Annotated in this window: 14 protein-coding genes; 6 read left to right on the top strand and 8 right to left on the bottom strand. The window is 55.2% G+C overall.

All coding sequences use genetic code 11. The features are described from left to right. The first annotated feature begins 24 nt into the window (after nucleotides 1–24). On the top strand, nucleotides 25–2,289 hold the full coding sequence (locus JN414_RS00700; RefSeq protein WP_202206296.1) for a TonB-dependent receptor: 2,265 nt from the start codon (nucleotides 25–27) through the stop codon (nucleotides 2,287–2,289). Nucleotides 2,290–2,310: 21 nt separating this feature from the next. Here the strand turns inward: JN414_RS00700 and JN414_RS00695 are convergent, their stop codons facing one another. Next, nucleotides 2,311–2,964: a TetR/AcrR family transcriptional regulator gene (locus tag JN414_RS00695; RefSeq protein ID WP_202206295.1), complete on the bottom strand. Its 654-nt coding sequence runs from the start codon at nucleotides 2,962–2,964 to the stop codon at nucleotides 2,311–2,313. 282 nt (nucleotides 2,965–3,246) lie between these two features. Here JN414_RS00695 and JN414_RS00690 point away from each other — a divergent pair, with 282 nt between their 5' ends. Then, nucleotides 3,247–4,185, top strand: a complete 939-nt coding sequence (locus JN414_RS00690) for a glycosyltransferase family 2 protein (protein ID WP_202206294.1) — start codon at nucleotides 3,247–3,249, stop codon at nucleotides 4,183–4,185. Nucleotides 4,186–4,218: 33 nt separating this feature from the next. Here JN414_RS00690 and JN414_RS00685 read toward each other — a convergent pair whose 3' ends face one another. The 4 genes from JN414_RS00685 to JN414_RS00670 form a co-directional block, all read right to left on the bottom strand. After that, nucleotides 4,219–4,764, bottom strand: a complete 546-nt coding sequence (locus tag JN414_RS00685) for a cupin domain-containing protein (RefSeq protein WP_202206293.1) — start codon at nucleotides 4,762–4,764, stop codon at nucleotides 4,219–4,221. Between the two features lie 308 nt (nucleotides 4,765–5,072). After that, a complete protein-coding gene (locus JN414_RS00680; RefSeq protein ID WP_202206292.1) occupies nucleotides 5,073–5,840 on the bottom strand; it encodes a sulfite exporter TauE/SafE family protein in 768 nt (255 codons plus the stop codon). Nucleotides 5,841–5,855: 15 nt separating this feature from the next. Further along, the gene (locus JN414_RS00675; protein ID WP_202206291.1) at nucleotides 5,856–7,541 is read right to left on the bottom strand and encodes a bifunctional protein tyrosine phosphatase family protein/NAD(P)/FAD-dependent oxidoreductase; all 1,686 of its coding nucleotides are present in this window, start codon (nucleotides 7,539–7,541) and stop codon (nucleotides 5,856–5,858) included. 41 nt (nucleotides 7,542–7,582) lie between these two features. Then, nucleotides 7,583–8,509, bottom strand: a complete 927-nt coding sequence (locus JN414_RS00670; RefSeq protein ID WP_202206290.1) for an MBL fold metallo-hydrolase — start codon at nucleotides 8,507–8,509, stop codon at nucleotides 7,583–7,585. Between the two features lie 104 nt (nucleotides 8,510–8,613). Between JN414_RS00670 and JN414_RS00665 the strand changes: the two genes are divergently transcribed. The 4 genes from JN414_RS00665 (at nucleotide 8,614) to JN414_RS00650 (ending at nucleotide 11,241) form a co-directional block, all read left to right on the top strand. Next, complete coding sequence (locus JN414_RS00665; protein WP_202206289.1) at nucleotides 8,614–9,258, top strand: peroxiredoxin; 645 nt, start codon at nucleotides 8,614–8,616, stop codon at nucleotides 9,256–9,258. Then, a complete protein-coding gene (locus JN414_RS00660) occupies nucleotides 9,255–9,656 on the top strand; it encodes a helix-turn-helix transcriptional regulator (protein WP_202206288.1) in 402 nt (133 codons plus the stop codon). The genes JN414_RS00665 and JN414_RS00660 overlap by 4 nt, the downstream gene beginning before the upstream one ends. A gap of 97 nt (nucleotides 9,657–9,753) precedes the next feature. Next, entirely contained in the window at nucleotides 9,754–10,011 is a 258-nt protein-coding gene (locus JN414_RS00655) for a hypothetical protein (protein WP_202206287.1), read from the top strand. A 141-nt stretch (nucleotides 10,012–10,152) separates the two neighbouring features. Beyond that, nucleotides 10,153–11,241: a LacI family DNA-binding transcriptional regulator gene (locus JN414_RS00650; protein ID WP_202206286.1), complete on the top strand. Its 1,089-nt coding sequence runs from the start codon at nucleotides 10,153–10,155 to the stop codon at nucleotides 11,239–11,241. Between the two features lie 11 nt (nucleotides 11,242–11,252). Here the strand turns inward: JN414_RS00650 and JN414_RS00645 are convergent, their stop codons facing one another. Genes JN414_RS00645 through JN414_RS00635 form a run of 3 tightly spaced genes read right to left on the bottom strand, consistent with a single transcriptional unit; the run spans nucleotide 11,253 to nucleotide 13,784 of the window. Continuing rightward, a complete protein-coding gene (locus JN414_RS00645; protein WP_202206285.1) occupies nucleotides 11,253–11,915 on the bottom strand; it encodes an HAD family hydrolase in 663 nt (220 codons plus the stop codon). 46 nt (nucleotides 11,916–11,961) lie between these two features. Next, complete coding sequence (metF, locus tag JN414_RS00640) at nucleotides 11,962–12,828, bottom strand: methylenetetrahydrofolate reductase [NAD(P)H] (protein WP_202206765.1); 867 nt, start codon at nucleotides 12,826–12,828, stop codon at nucleotides 11,962–11,964. A 29-nt stretch (nucleotides 12,829–12,857) separates the two neighbouring features. Further along, a complete protein-coding gene (locus JN414_RS00635) occupies nucleotides 12,858–13,784 on the bottom strand; it encodes a metalloregulator ArsR/SmtB family transcription factor (RefSeq protein WP_202206284.1) in 927 nt (308 codons plus the stop codon). Nucleotides 13,785–14,237: the final 453 nt, after the last annotated feature.

Here is a 14,237-nt window from a genome sequence, read left to right as displayed (position 1 = left end):
CCTTTCAGAAGAGCATCTTTTTCCATGGCGTTTCGCAGGGTTCTTTTTCTTGGCGTCAGTCTCCTGGGAGCGTCTTCAGTTCTCGCGGCAGCGCCTCCTGTTCAACACAATAAGAAACAGCGTCACGCTGCTCCAAAATCTCTTGAAGCTCATACGGACGAAACCATTAAAGTCAGCATCAAGAGAACGGATTTTGCATTTCAATCTGCCCAGAAACAGCCGGATGCCGATACCCGCCTGACTGCGGAACGCCTGATCGAGCGTGGTGTCGTGACGTTGCGCGACGTCGAGCGCGTGGCACCCAACCTGACCATTCAGTCCATCAACGGAACGGCTTCCACGAATTTCTACCTTCGCGGCGTGGGCTTTAACGACTTTACCCAGAATAATATCCCAACCGTTCTGACCTATTTCGATGACGTGCCTTTCGCGTTCTCAACCATGGCCAGCGGCCTGATGTTCGATCTGGCAGACGCGGCCGTCACACCAGGCCCGGTCGGCACGACACATGGACAGTCGGACACTGGCGGTGAAGTGCGCTTCCGTACGGCGGACCCGACCAGCAGCTGGCATTACGGAGCCAGCGAAGATATCGCCTCCTATGCCCGTAGCCGAAGCGAGGCCTATGTGTCAGGCCCGCTGGCGAAAGGACTCGATTTCCGACTTGCGGGTCAGACACGACAGGGCGGTGGCTGGCAGACCAACCCCCTGACGGGGGCTCATCTGGGCGATGCAGATTCCTGGGCTTTACGTGGAAAGCTGCGCTGGCGCCCTGACAGCCGGACCACAATCATGCTGTCAGGTCACTTTGTGCAGGACAACAGCGAAGTCGTCGCTGGCGTTCCGGTGCACCGCCTGATTGGCTCTCAGGGACTACCCTCACTGGAACACCAGCAGGCAGAGTGGTTTCTACGACCTCAGTTTGCCGATCTGATCGGGCGCCCCCGTAGCCTCAAACCAAGTGAACACAATCAGTTCTGGGGCTGGGATCTGCATATTGACCGTGATCTCGGCTTTGCAAAAATTACGTCCGTCAGTGCCTTCGAGACGGAACGCCAAGGGGAATATACGGATCAGGACGGCACATCTGCGTCACAGGCCGATACATATCGAACGATCAGCGCGAACGCTTTTACGCAGGAGTTGCGCCTGTCTTCAAACGATCCGAACAGCCGTTTGCAATGGGTTGTCGGAGCATTTTATCAGCGCAGCCGGATGAAACAGCGCTTCCTGTTCGATTACACAGACTACTCGGCCCGCGGCTATATGATGTCCACCAATTTCGGCATGAATCAGGAAAGTACATCCGAATTTGGTCACATCAGCTATCGCCTGCCGCATAACGTCACGCTTTTTGGTGGCCTTCTGCATGAAATCGACGACCGCGCACTCACAGGTCTGAAATCAGAAATTTTCGCTGGCTCGACACATATCTTCCAGCCTGAGAGCACTGCCTCTGCCCAGTTCGCAGGTCAGGTTGGAGTGTCGTGGCAGATGCTGCAGAGTACGATGGTGTACTACAAGCTGAGTAAGGGCTTTAAACCCGGCGGCTTCAGCGCCAACAATACTCAAATTCAGGCCCAGCTTGATCCGTTCGGCCCGGAGACAGTCCTGACCCACGAGGTCGGCTTCAAAAGCGATCCAATCCCGGGAAAGCTCCGCCTGAATGGTGCGGCATTCTATAATGATTTCCACGGGCAGCAGGTTGTCGGAACCGTGATGATTCCGAATTACGGGCCACTCAGCGAGATTACCAATGTTCCCAAGTCAGAGAGTTGGGGCTTTGAAGGCACCCTGGAAATGCACCCGGTTCGGCATGTTTTTGTCACACAGAACATTGGCTGGCAGCGTGGAAATTATCAGGATTTCCCGAACGTCAATCGGGCTGCCACGAACGCTTATTATGCCAGAACAGGCGTCTGGAAGGCCATCAACAACAATTTCGCTGGGGTTGATAACGGTCAGCCAAAACTCACCCTGAACGGACAGGCAGAGTGGCGGCAGGCACTGACTGACCACCTGGGGTTGGATATTGGCCCGGATTGGTCTTATCGCGGCAGTCAGGCCATTGCCGTAGGAGGAACCGGCTTCTATCGCCTGCCTCCCTACTTCCTACTCGGCGCCCATGCGACCCTTCGCCCCTCATCCGGGCACTGGGAAGCAACGATTTACGCCTCGAACATTCTGAACCGCCAGTATTTCGAAAGCGGAGGAATGGCGACAACAACGTATTTCTACATTCCCGGCACACCACGCTTCATCGGCGGCCGCGTCTCCTGTGGCTTCTGAAACGCTCCGCTTGGAACCCGCCTATTGGCGCGTTCCAATCAGGCAACGGACCAGAGCCTTGAGATCCCGGATATTGACTTCGGTTTCAATGCTCTGGCTCCACAACGTATCCATGGCACGAAAGTGGATGGTGCTGAGAATCACATCCAGAACCGTATCCGCCGGATAACAGAAAGCTTCTTCATCGCGCTTTTTTGCGCGCTCAAGAAAGCGATGCATTTGCTGTCGGGCCGGCTCAATACTGACTTCGCGCAGCACAGTCCCGAACTCCGGGTTATGCACGGCTTCACCTAGGAGCGTACCGTATGTGCGGCCCAGCGGCGTTGCCAGAAAGCGGATACGCGCTTCGATCAGCTGATCGACATCTCCCAGAAAACTGCCTGTATCGATTTCAGGCGTGAGGCTGAACTTCCATTGACGGATGGCATCAAAGAACATGGCCTGCTTGGTAGGCCAGCGACGATAGACCGTGGCAGTAGAAACACCGGCCTCTTTGGCCACTTTTCCGATCGTGAGGCCCTGATACCCTTCTTCTGTCAGGACCGCGGCAATCGCTGAAAGAATCGTATCCTTCAGCAGAAGATTGATTGGCCTGCCCGGTGAGCGACTGACCCTCATATCTGCCAGATGCGGCGGAAAAGCTTCCTTTACCGCTAAAGATGATGACTGGGACATGCCCTGCCTCCCTGATTGAATAAGGTCTTGTCTCTAGCCTTAACGAAACCGAGAGGCTTTCCACAAGCCTTAAGATTGGTGCGTTTCTCCTAAAAAACACCCCTCATGAAATTGTGAGCAGTGACCGGGAAAGTTAAGACCACCTCATTTCTGTCTGGTTGGGACAGTATAGCGAAGTGTGTCCAACCTCTTTATAGATTTCTGCCAACGCGAGCCGGACTTTGCGATCAGGCGCCCGACCCGTCTGCATTGCAATTCTGGAAACATTGGGAAGAGTGAAACATGGCTATCGTGCGGGTTGTGATGATGCAGCGGGACGAAGGTACAGCCCTGGCGCGATGGATCACGCATTACGCATGGCTCTTTGGTTTCGAAAACCTCACCATCCTTGATAACGGCTCAGTCGATCCGCAGACACTTTCCATTCTCGACGCCGTTGAAAAGCAAGGCGTCACAGTCCGACGGGATCTGAACCAGTCGCATGATTTTCATCGGAAAGGTGGCCATCTAACCCGGATCATCCAGGGATGGGACGGGCTTTACAATTATGATTTCGCTTTGCCGGTGGATTGCGATGAACTGCTTGCTGTCTTTACCGAAGATGGCCTCTCTTTGGACAAGACTGCCATTCATGAAGCTTTTGACGCGCTAAAGGGTACGGATTGCGCGCTCAGAATTGATACATCCCTTTTCAATGTCCCAGGCCGGCCCGGCTGGTATGCTCCTATCAGGCACTTTCACAAGGGATTTGTAGCGGCCAAGACAATTTCCATCTGTGATGATGGGCAACATGAACCACGATCAGCGGTTCGGGATGAGTTCAAAAGCACCGCCTTCACCTATTTGCATAACCATCATCTTCCCTACACCGACTGGAGAGAACGCCTGAAAAACAAGGTTTCCGGGCTTGTCGATGTGAATGATGACGCTGCCCTACGCGCCTACCTGACCCAACCTCACGCCGAAGGCGCTCATGCTGTTGAGGCACTTCTGGTGACGCCTGAAGAGTATATGCATCTGTATGATGACAGCGTGCGTGTCTTCGTAGGCGTTGGCTCAACACCGATTACTTTTGTTGAAGGTCCAGAGGTGAAGACGACGGTGTGGAACACCGACGCTTATCTGGCAGCCCATCCCGACGTAAAGCAGCACTATACGATCGGCGCGCTCCAGCATTATCTTCGCGATGGCTTCAGGGAAAAACGCCCTCTCACAGCATGACACACACGACGCTGAGCGGACTGGGCCGATCAATTAGAAGGTTGGCGGCGTACACGAACTGATCACTTCACAGGCTTCCTCGCTAATACAGCGGAAGCGATGGGGTTTGCGGCTATCAAAATAGTACGCGTCTCCCGGACCGAGAATATGTGACTGGTTTTCTACCGTCACCTCGACCTGACCACGAATAACAACACCAGCTTCCTCGCCGTCGTGTGCATAGGCAACACCTGTATCGGCCCCAGGCTCATAACGCTCGTGCAAGACCTGAAGCGAGCGACCAAACAGGTTTCCTCCAACCTGTCGCAGGGAGATGCCGCTCTGCCCGATCTCAGTCAGGTCTTCGGCGGAATAAAAGTATTTTTCCTGCCCTTCCGTCTCGAAGCTGAAGAAATCTCCGAGTGTGACAGGAATGCCGTCCAGAACGCGTTTCAGCGTCCCAATCGAAGGATTCATGTCCCCCGACTCAATCAGTGAAATTGTGGAATTGGTGACACCGGTGCGCTTGGCCAATTCGCGCTGGGAAAGATTTTTTGCAACACGAACAAGTCGCAACCGCTGACCAACATCCGTCACCATTCATTCTCCCACTCACCTGACATTCCATCTCAGTATGTCATAACGATTTAGGAATGGAACACGGAAAAATACTGTTTCACCAACGAGATGCTGGCAAACTGCTTTTTCCGCACTCCCATTTTTCATTGATGCCCCCGGAGCCAACACAATGAAGTATGCGTGTTGAGCGAGGGTTCTTTTTCAAACAGCCCCCGTCTACCTACCCAGGATGTAATATTTTCCGCAGACGGAATTATAATGAATTTAGATGCGAAATTCTTTCGAAAGTCTCGCAGACAAACGTTTCACGAAACAAGCCGGTTCATAGATCAAAGAGCGGTAAGACTTCGCCAGATCATATACGTGGCCACTACGAAGATCACACCAGCAAAAAACGTCGTAAGCGCGCCCCCTGCTCCAGCCAGACGTCGGGCCGCAGAGGTTCCAAGCGTACTACCAAGTACACCTCCCAGAACGAAAAGCGCGCCCATCGTCCAGTCAACATACCCCGACAACATATAACTTAGGGCGGTACTCGCCCCAAAAGCGGCCACTGCAACCAACGATGTTCCGATTGCATTCAAAATTGGCATTCTCGTGCAGGCAACCAGCGAGGGGACAATGAGAAACCCGCCGCCGATGCCAAAAAAGCCCGACAGAAGCCCCGTTACCGTTCCGCTTGCCATGACCTTGGGCATATTGTCGCGATTACAGGCTGCCCCAGCGATGCCCGGATTCCGCCGTCCCCGCAGCATTAGAATACCCACGACAATCATCAGCACCGCAAAGCAAAGCAGTAGTTTTTGCCCGTCAACAGCCTTGCCCAGCGCAGCACCAACCAAGGCTCCCACCACACCAAATGGCGCGAAAACTGCTGCGCAACGCCATTTAACGGTTTTCTGCCGGGCATGACTGACAAGCCCTGCCAGCGCATTGACGGCGACTGCCATCGCACTCGTCCCGATCGCGACATGGGGGTTTTTCACCCCCACGACATAGACCATCAGTGGAACAGCCAAAATAGAGCCACCGCCGCCGATCAATCCCAGCGTAAAGCCGATAATGACGCCACAGAACAGTTCAAGCGCGATTTGCATCAAAGCAGCCAATACTTACTTTTTGCCGGACTTCAGAGCCTTCGGAGCCACAAAGAGCTCATGCCCCTTGAGCATGCCTTTCCAGTAAAGAGCCGGCATGATGTATTTTTTAAGCCACCAAGCGAGACGGGTCGCTTTCTGGCCATTGAGCAGCCACTTCGGCAGCGCCGGCGCCAACTTCCCACCATAGGCGAACTCAGCAAGAACAATCTTGCCGTTCTCAACGGTCAATGGGCATGCACCATATCCGTCATATCCAGACACCGGGCTCTTACGCTCCAGGAATGCCAGAACGTTTGTAGCAACAACGGGAGCCTGCACACGCACAGCTGCCGCCGTCTTGGCGCAGGATGCTCCAATCACGTCACCAAGAGCGAAGACCTGCGGATACCGGACATGCTGGAGCGTCTCCGGATTCACCTCAACAAAACCGTCCGACCCGGCAATGGCGCTCTCTCGCACAACCTTGGGAGAAACCTGCGGCGGCACGACATGCAGCATGTCAAACGTGCACTCCACGCGCTCCACGCCAGCATCCGTCTTCCGCTCAAAAACAGCCGTCCGTGCAGGACCATTCACTTCAACAAGCCTTGAGCCCAGATGAAGTGCGATACCGTAATCCCGCACATAATCCATCAAAGACGGCACAAACTCTTTCACCCCGAACAGACCCGGCGTTGCCGTATTGAATTCGACGGAGATATTCTTCAATACCCCCCGACGACGCCAGGCGTCACTGGCCAGATACATGGCCTTTTGTGGAGCGCCAGCACATTTGATCGGCATAGGCGGCTGCGTGAAAATCGCCTTACCGCCTTTGAGCTGTTCAACCAGCTGCCACGTGTAAGGCGCCAGATCAAAGCGATAGTTGGACGTCACTCCATTCTTGCCAAGCGTTTCGCTGAGACCAGGGATAGCATCCCAGTTCAGGGAAATGCCTGTCGCTACAATCAGAGCATCATAGGACAGAACCGTGCCGTCCTTCAGCACGACCTCACGCGCCTCGGGTCGAAAAAGCTCAACAGACGTTTTCAGCCAAACGGCGCCTTTGGGAATCAGGTCCTGTTCCCGACGTCGTGTCTGCGATGCCTTGAAAACACCGCCACCTACAAGCGTCCAGCCCGGCTGATAAAAATGCTCTTCGGAAGGCTCGACAATACCAAGAGCGAGGGTGGAGTTACGTTTTAGCAGACTGGCAGAAACGGAAAGGCCGCCCGCACCGCCACCAATAACCAGAACCTGGAAATGCCGAGCGCCTTCACGAGCAGCCATAGTCGGAGCAGGCACAGCCTCAAGACGCGATTTCAGTCCACCCAGATCAATACCGGCCCGTGCGGCTTCCGCCAGAATCTCCGCAGCAGGACGAGTACCCGCTTCAGCAAGCGCCCAGATCTGTGCTGCGCGCGTTCCCGAGCGACAATAGCCAACGACTGGAGCGGGAAGTGACGCAAGTGCTTCTCTAGCCTGCAAGACCTGAGCATCACTCGGCACCGTTCCGGCCTTCACCGGAATGGCCAGAAACGCCAACCCTTCTGCCTTTGCTGCGGCCTCGACAGCAGCGGCATCGGGCTGGTCTGGCGCCTCACCATCCGGGCGAAACGAAACAATACTCCGAAATCCTTCCGCTTTGAGGTCCGCAACATCCTGCGGCGTGACCTGAGGGGAAACAGCGTAGCGATCCGTAAGAGAAGTGGTTGGCATGACGTGCTCTCCGACAAAAATATCTTGGTAGATCAACCTGCTCAGAGGCGATTAACGGGTATCTTGATGTAGCTGATGCCGTCAGCTTCCGGCTCCGGCATGTGACCGCCGCGCATATTGACCTGCACTGAGGGCATCAGGAGTTTCGGCATGGCAAGAGTAGCGTCCCGCGTTGTGCGCATCGCCACGAAATCTTCCTCACTAACTCCATCATGAACGTGAATGTTGTGCTCACGCTCCAGAGCCACCGTGGTTAGCCAAGCGTACTCGTCGCGCTCTGGCGCCTTATAGTCATGGCACAGAAACAGACGTGTTTCCGGAGGAAGAGACAGCAGACGGCGAATGGAATGGTAAAGCTGGCGCGCGTCCCCACCGGGGAAATCCGCGCGGGCTGTCCCGAAATCCGGCATGAAAATCGTGTCGCCCACGAAGGCACAGTTTCCAATTACGAACGCCATGTCCGCAGGTGTATGGCCTGGTACATGCAACACCGTGACCGGCAGGTCACCAATAGAAAAAGTCTCGCCATCATGAAAAAGGTGGTCAAACTGGGATCCATCCCGCGCAAACCGGGTGCCTGCGTTGAAGATCTTTCCAAACACATTCTGGACCCGCACGATGTTCGCGCCAATTCCCAGCTTGCCGCCCAACTGTTCCTGTAACCACGGGGCTGCAGACAAATGATCGGCGTGCGCATGGGTCTCCAGCTGCCAGTCAACAGACAGCCCTTCCCGACGCACATAATCCACAATCGCCTGCGCAGAGCCATTGGACGTCCGACCCGCAGCGGCATCGTAGTCCAGTACGCTATCCAGGATCGCAGCACGCCTGGTGCCCGGGCAGTGAACAACGTGACTGGCGGTATTTGTCGCTTCATCGAAGAACGTGCAAACTACAGGAGATGGAACCTCACCACTCTGCACACGTCCGATCTGGGCAGTTGCAGCTTCAATGGCAGCATCAGGCATGACGTTTTCACCTTTGGAGTTACAGTTTCCAAGAAAACAATTATATGTTTAATAAAGTCATAAACTATCAACAGTCAAGACCCAGACAGGCTGGATACAGCATCATGACAGGCCCCCTCACTGAAGACTCCGCCTTTTTTCCCCTTCGCATTGGCGACGAAGCCCCAGACTTTACGGCCCGCACGACCCACGGTGAATTCGTTCTCAGTTCACTCAGAGGCCGGTGGGTCATGCTGTTTGCACACCCAGCGGATTTTACCCCCGTATGCACCAGTGAGTTTATTGCTTTTGCTAAGGTAGAAACCTTTTTCCGAGAGCGAAACTGCGTTCTCCTCGGGCTATCCGCAGACAGTCTTCCCGCTCATCTGGCATGGATTACGGCCATTGAAGATCGTTTCAATGTCCGCATTCCCTTTCCGATTGTGGAAGACCCATCCATGGAAGTCGCCCGCGCCTATGGCATGATGGATCTGGAAGCACAGGACAGCGCCACGGTGCGTTCCGTCTTCTTCATCGATCCAACAGGCATCATTCGCGCCATTCTGAGTTATCCGGCCAGCGTTGGCCGGTCAGTGGCAGAATTGCAGCGTATGCTTTCTGCCCTGCAGGAAGTTGATCGCTCCAACGTCCTGACACCTGAAGGCTGGCAGCCAGGTCAGGCTGCCATAGCGCCTCCTCTCCAGACCCAGGAAGCAGTTCAGAAAGCAGGTCCGAACTGGTTCCTTCAGCCGAAAAAGCCGCGCCCATGACTCTTCTTGCCCTTGAAGAAAGCCGAAACCTCGCTGAGTGGCTGCGCCTGCTCGCCCAGCCACAGCGCCTCATGATTCTGTCCGCCCTGCTAGATGGCTCCCATGCCGTCAGTGAGATCGAAACCATGACGGGCATAGGCCAACCGACCCTGAGCCAACATCTTGGCACACTCCGCCGCAGTGGACTGATTGAGTCCCAGCGAGAGTCCCGCGCCATCAGCTACTGCATGGCTGATACGCCAGATGCTGCGCGCGCCAGAATGCTCATCATGACGCTTCGTCCTGACGGACTGGCAGTCTCACCAACTGCAACCACTCCACTACGAAAATCCAATACGCAGCGCTCTTCGCTTGAAGGAGCAAGATTTGCCCGCATCGTCCGCCCACTCCCCCGGTGATCAGAATGCGGACCGCATAGGGCTCTTTTTCAACATAAAAACAGCCGGAAACTGTCCCGCTTATCAGACGCTTTTATACGGAATAAGGAGAAGGTTCATGACCCGTTACCTGATGCTTCTGGCCTGCCTCACCGGTTTTGCCACCCTGTCTGGCACTGCGTCAGCCGCGACACGCGATGAGCAGAAACAGGCGTGCCAAGGCGATGCCATCCGCCTGTGCACTTTTGCCATCCCCAACGAAGCCAAAATTACGGCCTGCATGAGGAAGAAGATGGATCAGCTCAGCCCGAAATGCCGGGCAATGTTTGAACCTGTTCCCCAGAAAAATACCGCTACGACAAAACCTAAAAACTGAGACGTTTACCCTCTTGTCGTAATTGTGAAGATAGGCGGAGAGTGAGCGAGCCAGTATTTACCTGAAACACCGACACGAAGGAGCCTTCGCGTTCTTCAGTCAGGATTGCACGAAGGCAGCGTTTTCATTATTGGATAACATATGAAAACAACCCGTCAGTACGGTCGTCGCAAGGTTACGCTCAAGGATGTAGCGGCACAGGTCGGGGTGTCTCATACGACAGTCTCGAACGCTTATATCCGGCCGGGTCAACTCTCGGCTGCGCTGAGGGAAAAGATCTTCGCGGCTGCGCAGGAGCTGGGATATACAGGCCCTGATCCAGCAGCGAAGCAGCTTGCAACCGGGCATTCCGGTGCTCTGGGCTTCCTTTTCAGTGAAGACCTTCCATACGCATTCTCTGATCCGGCTGTTCTGGCAGTTCTGAATGGCGTCGCGAAAAGCTGTGACGAAATGGAAACCGATCTCGCCCTGATTTCAGCAGGCAGCAGCCTTCGCAACATGAACACACCTGTTTCGCTCGGCAATGCTGCAGTCGACGGATACATCCTCTATTCCGTGGCCCCCGACAGTCGATGCGTTCTGATGGCGCAACAGCGAAACGTGCCACTCGTTGTGGTGGATCAGCCTCGTTTGGACAACGTGCCATATGTTGGTATCGATGATCGCGGAGCAGCCTACAACGCTGCAAAAACGCTTCTTGAGCTGGGACACCGTCGCTTTGGTATCCTGTCTCTCAAAACAGCCCATGACGACTATTTCGGCATTCTGACTGCCAAGCGTCGTGCCAATATTGCCCACAGCACGATTGCCATGCGCCTGGAAGGGTATCTGACAGCTCTGCAGGAAGCGGGCATCGCGCCTGAAAATGTGCCTGCTTGGGAAATCCCGATCAACTCTGAAGAGTCCGGCGCGGAAGGTGCGCGCTTCCTGCTGAACCGTCAGAATGCACCAACAGCCATTCTGGCGATGAGTGACCGCGTCGCGATTGGCGCCATGCAGACGATCCGTGCCGCGGGTCTCAGCATTCCTGAAGACGTTTCGATTTTTGGATTTGATGACATCCCCGCCGCTGCCCTGGCGGACCTCAGCACGATCCGCCAGCCTCACGAACGCAAAGGCATGGAGGCAGTCCGTCTCCTGACCCAGCAGGACGGCGGGCAGAACAAGAACGTCATTCTGGAAACAGAACTCGTCACCCGCGGCAGTATTGGTCCAGCCCCGAAGGGCTGAACCACACCGTATCAGCGAGCGACGTTCAGCAGTTCGGCAATACTGTCGATCCGGAAATCCGGTTTGAGGTCGATGCACTGGGTAGCAGACCCGTGCCCGTAACTTGCCCAACAGGACGCAATCCCACTATTGCGGGCAAACCCGAGATCGGCAGCCGTATCGCCGACCATCAGGAAATCTGATGCGGGGACTTCGGGGAATAACGGGCGCACACGGTCCGTCATGACGCGGGGATCTGGCTTATGAGGATAGTCTGGTTCGGAACCCATCACATTGCTGATCCAGCCACCCAGACCAAAGCGCTCAATGCTGGCATGGACAGTGGGAGCATGCTTGTTGCTCAAAATGACAAGCGTCGCCCCTGCAGCCTTCAGGTCATCAAGTACTGACTTGACCCCATCAAACAGAACGGTCTCTTCCTGATCAGCCCTGGGATAATATGTCCGATAATGACGGACAAAAGCCTGCGCAGCATCTGCCTCACTGTCAGGAACGATCGCCTGAAACAGTGTTTGAAGCGTCCCTCCCTTTGAAAGCTGATGCTTCAGAACGTCTGATGAAGGACCTTCGTAGCCACTGGCTTCGAAGGCTTCCTTCAGGCTGCGAAGAATGGCCGGCTGCGTTTCCGCCAGTGTACCATCGTAGTCGAGAAGAACGATCGGGAATCTTGTCATCCCCTTTTGTCACCCTGTTCGCAAAGGAAATCCAGCCCTCCCCTCCCTACTCGGGACGGCGCCCAAGAAGGCGGCAAAGGGCTGACACTGTATCCGCATGATTCAACGTATAGAAATGGAATTGCTCCACCCCTTCAGCCTTGAGAGTCTGGCAGAGACGGTCAGCAACAGTGGCTGCCACAAGAGCACGCGTCTGCGGCGTCTCATCCAGACCATCGAACAGATCGCGCATCCACTGCGGAACATTCGCGCCGCACATCTCTGCAAATTTCCAAGCCTGCGCAGCACTTCCCACTGGCAGAATACCAGGAACGACCGGCCGGTCTATTCCAATCGCGGCAGCGCGGTCCCGGAACCTGAGAAACGTTTCCGCGTCAAAGAAGAACTGCGTTAGTGCCCGATCTGCACCGGCATCAATCTTTGCGCGGAGATGCTCCAAGTCTGCCTGAGGACTCAGGGCTGCCGGATGCGTCTCCGGATAGGCTGCAACGGAGATTTCAAAAGGCGCAATATCTTTCAGCCCTCGAACCAGATCTACGGCACCTGCATATCCTTCCGGGTGAGGCTCATATACCCCACCCGCTGAGGGTGGCGGATCGCCGCGCAGAGCTACAATATGCTTCACGCCCGCATCCCAATATGCATGCGCCACTGCGTTCACGTCTTTTTTGGATGCGCCTACACAGGTCAGATGCCCTGCCATTGGCACGCCGGTTTCCCGAACCATCTCCTTCAGGGTGGCTAAGGTGCGGTCTCGTGTTGAACCGCCTGCCCCATACGTGACGGACATAAACTGCGGACCGAAACCTGCGAGTGTCTTTGCATTGGCAAGCAAAGTGGCCGCAGATTTCTCTGTCTTGGCTGGAAAAAACTCGAACGAAATTGCGGGCAGAGGCCCTGTCTGTGCAGGCATCATGCCAGCTCCTTGTTCAATAATTCAAATCAGTTGGGGCGTTGGCCAAGCCAGAGCTTGACGGTCAGTTCGCCTGCAAGAGCGACAGGTGCTGCGGAGATTAAGCCGGCAGCCTGAAACCACGCGGCAATCTGCGCATCTGTAAATCCAAGCCGGACATGCGCGTCCCGTGTGCGAAGCTCCTCCCGGTTATGGGAGGCAAAATCGACAACCAACAACCGACCCTTGGTGTCCAGAATGCGTGCAGCCTCTGCAATCACAGCCGCAGGATGCTGCGCGTAGTGCAGAACCTGATGCATGACCACAACATCGGCTGAGCGATCCGGTAAAGGTAGCACCTGAAAATCTGCCTGTCGCAGATCAGCCTGCTCCAGCCCCGCTGCCGCAAGTTTCGTACGGGCAAGACGCAGCATGGCCGGACTGCGATCAAACCCGATGACTGTACTTGCTCCTGCTCCAAGCAACTCCATCATGCGCCCGGTTCCGGTGCCGATATCCACAAGCCTGCCAACCGGAGACACGGACAGCCTCTTCACGATGGCCGCTTCGACTTCCCGTTCAGAAACATGCAACGAGCGCAGTGCATCCCACTCCGCCGCATGGGTCTCAAACCAGTCTTCTGCGGCAGTAGCGCGAACGTTTCGGATCGCTTGTAAACGAATACGATCCGCGTGGATTTCCGCAGGCTCACGCATTGTCCACCGATCAAGCGCCATGAAGACAGGCTCCAGAACGTCCGTGGCACCCAACGTCAGAAAAACCCAGCTTCCTTCCTTGCGACGTTCAATCAGAGCAGCATCGGCAAGAATTTTTACGTGCCGTGAGACGCGAGGCTGGCTCTGCCCCAGAACCTGCGCCACCTCACCGATGGACAGTTCCATTTCATGCAGAAGAGCCAGAATCCGCAGACGGGTCTTATCTGCGAGGGCCTGAAAGATGGTAAGCGCTTGCTCCATGGGGATTACATATAAGGAGTTCTTTATATGAGCAAGATCATTAGGCTCTTTCTGAAAACCCACCATTCATGAGACTTGTCATAGGTTTTATGGTTAGTTCCACACGTGACATGACCAAGACGCAAACCGAGGCAGTTGGTATTGAGATGCGCCAAGACTACATTTGATCGCCTGGACCGGCTCTTCTTTCCGTTTACGAGCAGATTCGGAAGGGTCTGAGACAAAAAGGCCCAGACTGACCAACCATGTCTGTTCTGGATCTGCCAGAAAATGCTGCTCCGGCGTTCAGGAACGCAGGACAGCGTGGGCTGCCACAGCCTACTTCCATGCGCCCGCAAAAGAGCCAACAGATGGGGTGGTCATCCACCCCACCTCACACGCACTGACCTGAAACCAGATACAGCTTGCCCCCTAGGCGCGCATTCTACGCCAGACCTATCCTCAGAACAGGAA

It is taken from the genome of Gluconobacter sp. Gdi (assembly GCF_014132155.1).
Classification (GTDB): domain Bacteria; phylum Pseudomonadota; class Alphaproteobacteria; order Acetobacterales; family Acetobacteraceae; genus Gluconobacter.
The sequence above is the reverse complement of the archived record's forward strand: the minus strand, read 5'-3'. Positions and strand labels throughout refer to the sequence as shown.

What these genes read in the sequence shown, in the direction of transcription:
- JN414_RS00700 (WP_202206296.1), top strand. Translation starts at nt 25, where the DNA reads ATGGCGTTTCGCAGGGTTCTTTTTCTTGGCGTCAGTCTCCTGGGAGCG.
- JN414_RS00695 (WP_202206295.1), bottom strand. Translation starts at nt 2,964, where the DNA reads ATGTCCCAGTCATCATCTTTAGCGGTAAAGGAAGCTTTTCCGCCGCAT.
- JN414_RS00690 (WP_202206294.1), top strand. Translation starts at nt 3,247, where the DNA reads ATGGCTATCGTGCGGGTTGTGATGATGCAGCGGGACGAAGGTACAGCC.
- JN414_RS00685 (WP_202206293.1), bottom strand. Translation starts at nt 4,764, where the DNA reads ATGGTGACGGATGTTGGTCAGCGGTTGCGACTTGTTCGTGTTGCAAAA.
- JN414_RS00680 (WP_202206292.1), bottom strand. Translation starts at nt 5,840, where the DNA reads ATGCAAATCGCGCTTGAACTGTTCTGTGGCGTCATTATCGGCTTTACG.
- JN414_RS00675 (WP_202206291.1), bottom strand. Translation starts at nt 7,541, where the DNA reads ATGCCAACCACTTCTCTTACGGATCGCTACGCTGTTTCCCCTCAGGTC.
- JN414_RS00670 (WP_202206290.1), bottom strand. Translation starts at nt 8,509, where the DNA reads ATGCCTGATGCTGCCATTGAAGCTGCAACTGCCCAGATCGGACGTGTG.
- JN414_RS00665 (WP_202206289.1), top strand. Translation starts at nt 8,614, where the DNA reads ATGACAGGCCCCCTCACTGAAGACTCCGCCTTTTTTCCCCTTCGCATT.
- JN414_RS00660 (WP_202206288.1), top strand. Translation starts at nt 9,255, where the DNA reads ATGACTCTTCTTGCCCTTGAAGAAAGCCGAAACCTCGCTGAGTGGCTG.
- JN414_RS00655 (WP_202206287.1), top strand. Translation starts at nt 9,754, where the DNA reads ATGACCCGTTACCTGATGCTTCTGGCCTGCCTCACCGGTTTTGCCACC.
- JN414_RS00650 (WP_202206286.1), top strand. Translation starts at nt 10,153, where the DNA reads ATGAAAACAACCCGTCAGTACGGTCGTCGCAAGGTTACGCTCAAGGAT.
- JN414_RS00645 (WP_202206285.1), bottom strand. Translation starts at nt 11,915, where the DNA reads ATGACAAGATTCCCGATCGTTCTTCTCGACTACGATGGTACACTGGCG.
- metF (WP_202206765.1), bottom strand. Translation starts at nt 12,828, where the DNA reads ATGCCTGCACAGACAGGGCCTCTGCCCGCAATTTCGTTCGAGTTTTTT.
- JN414_RS00635 (WP_202206284.1), bottom strand. Translation starts at nt 13,784, where the DNA reads ATGGAGCAAGCGCTTACCATCTTTCAGGCCCTCGCAGATAAGACCCGT.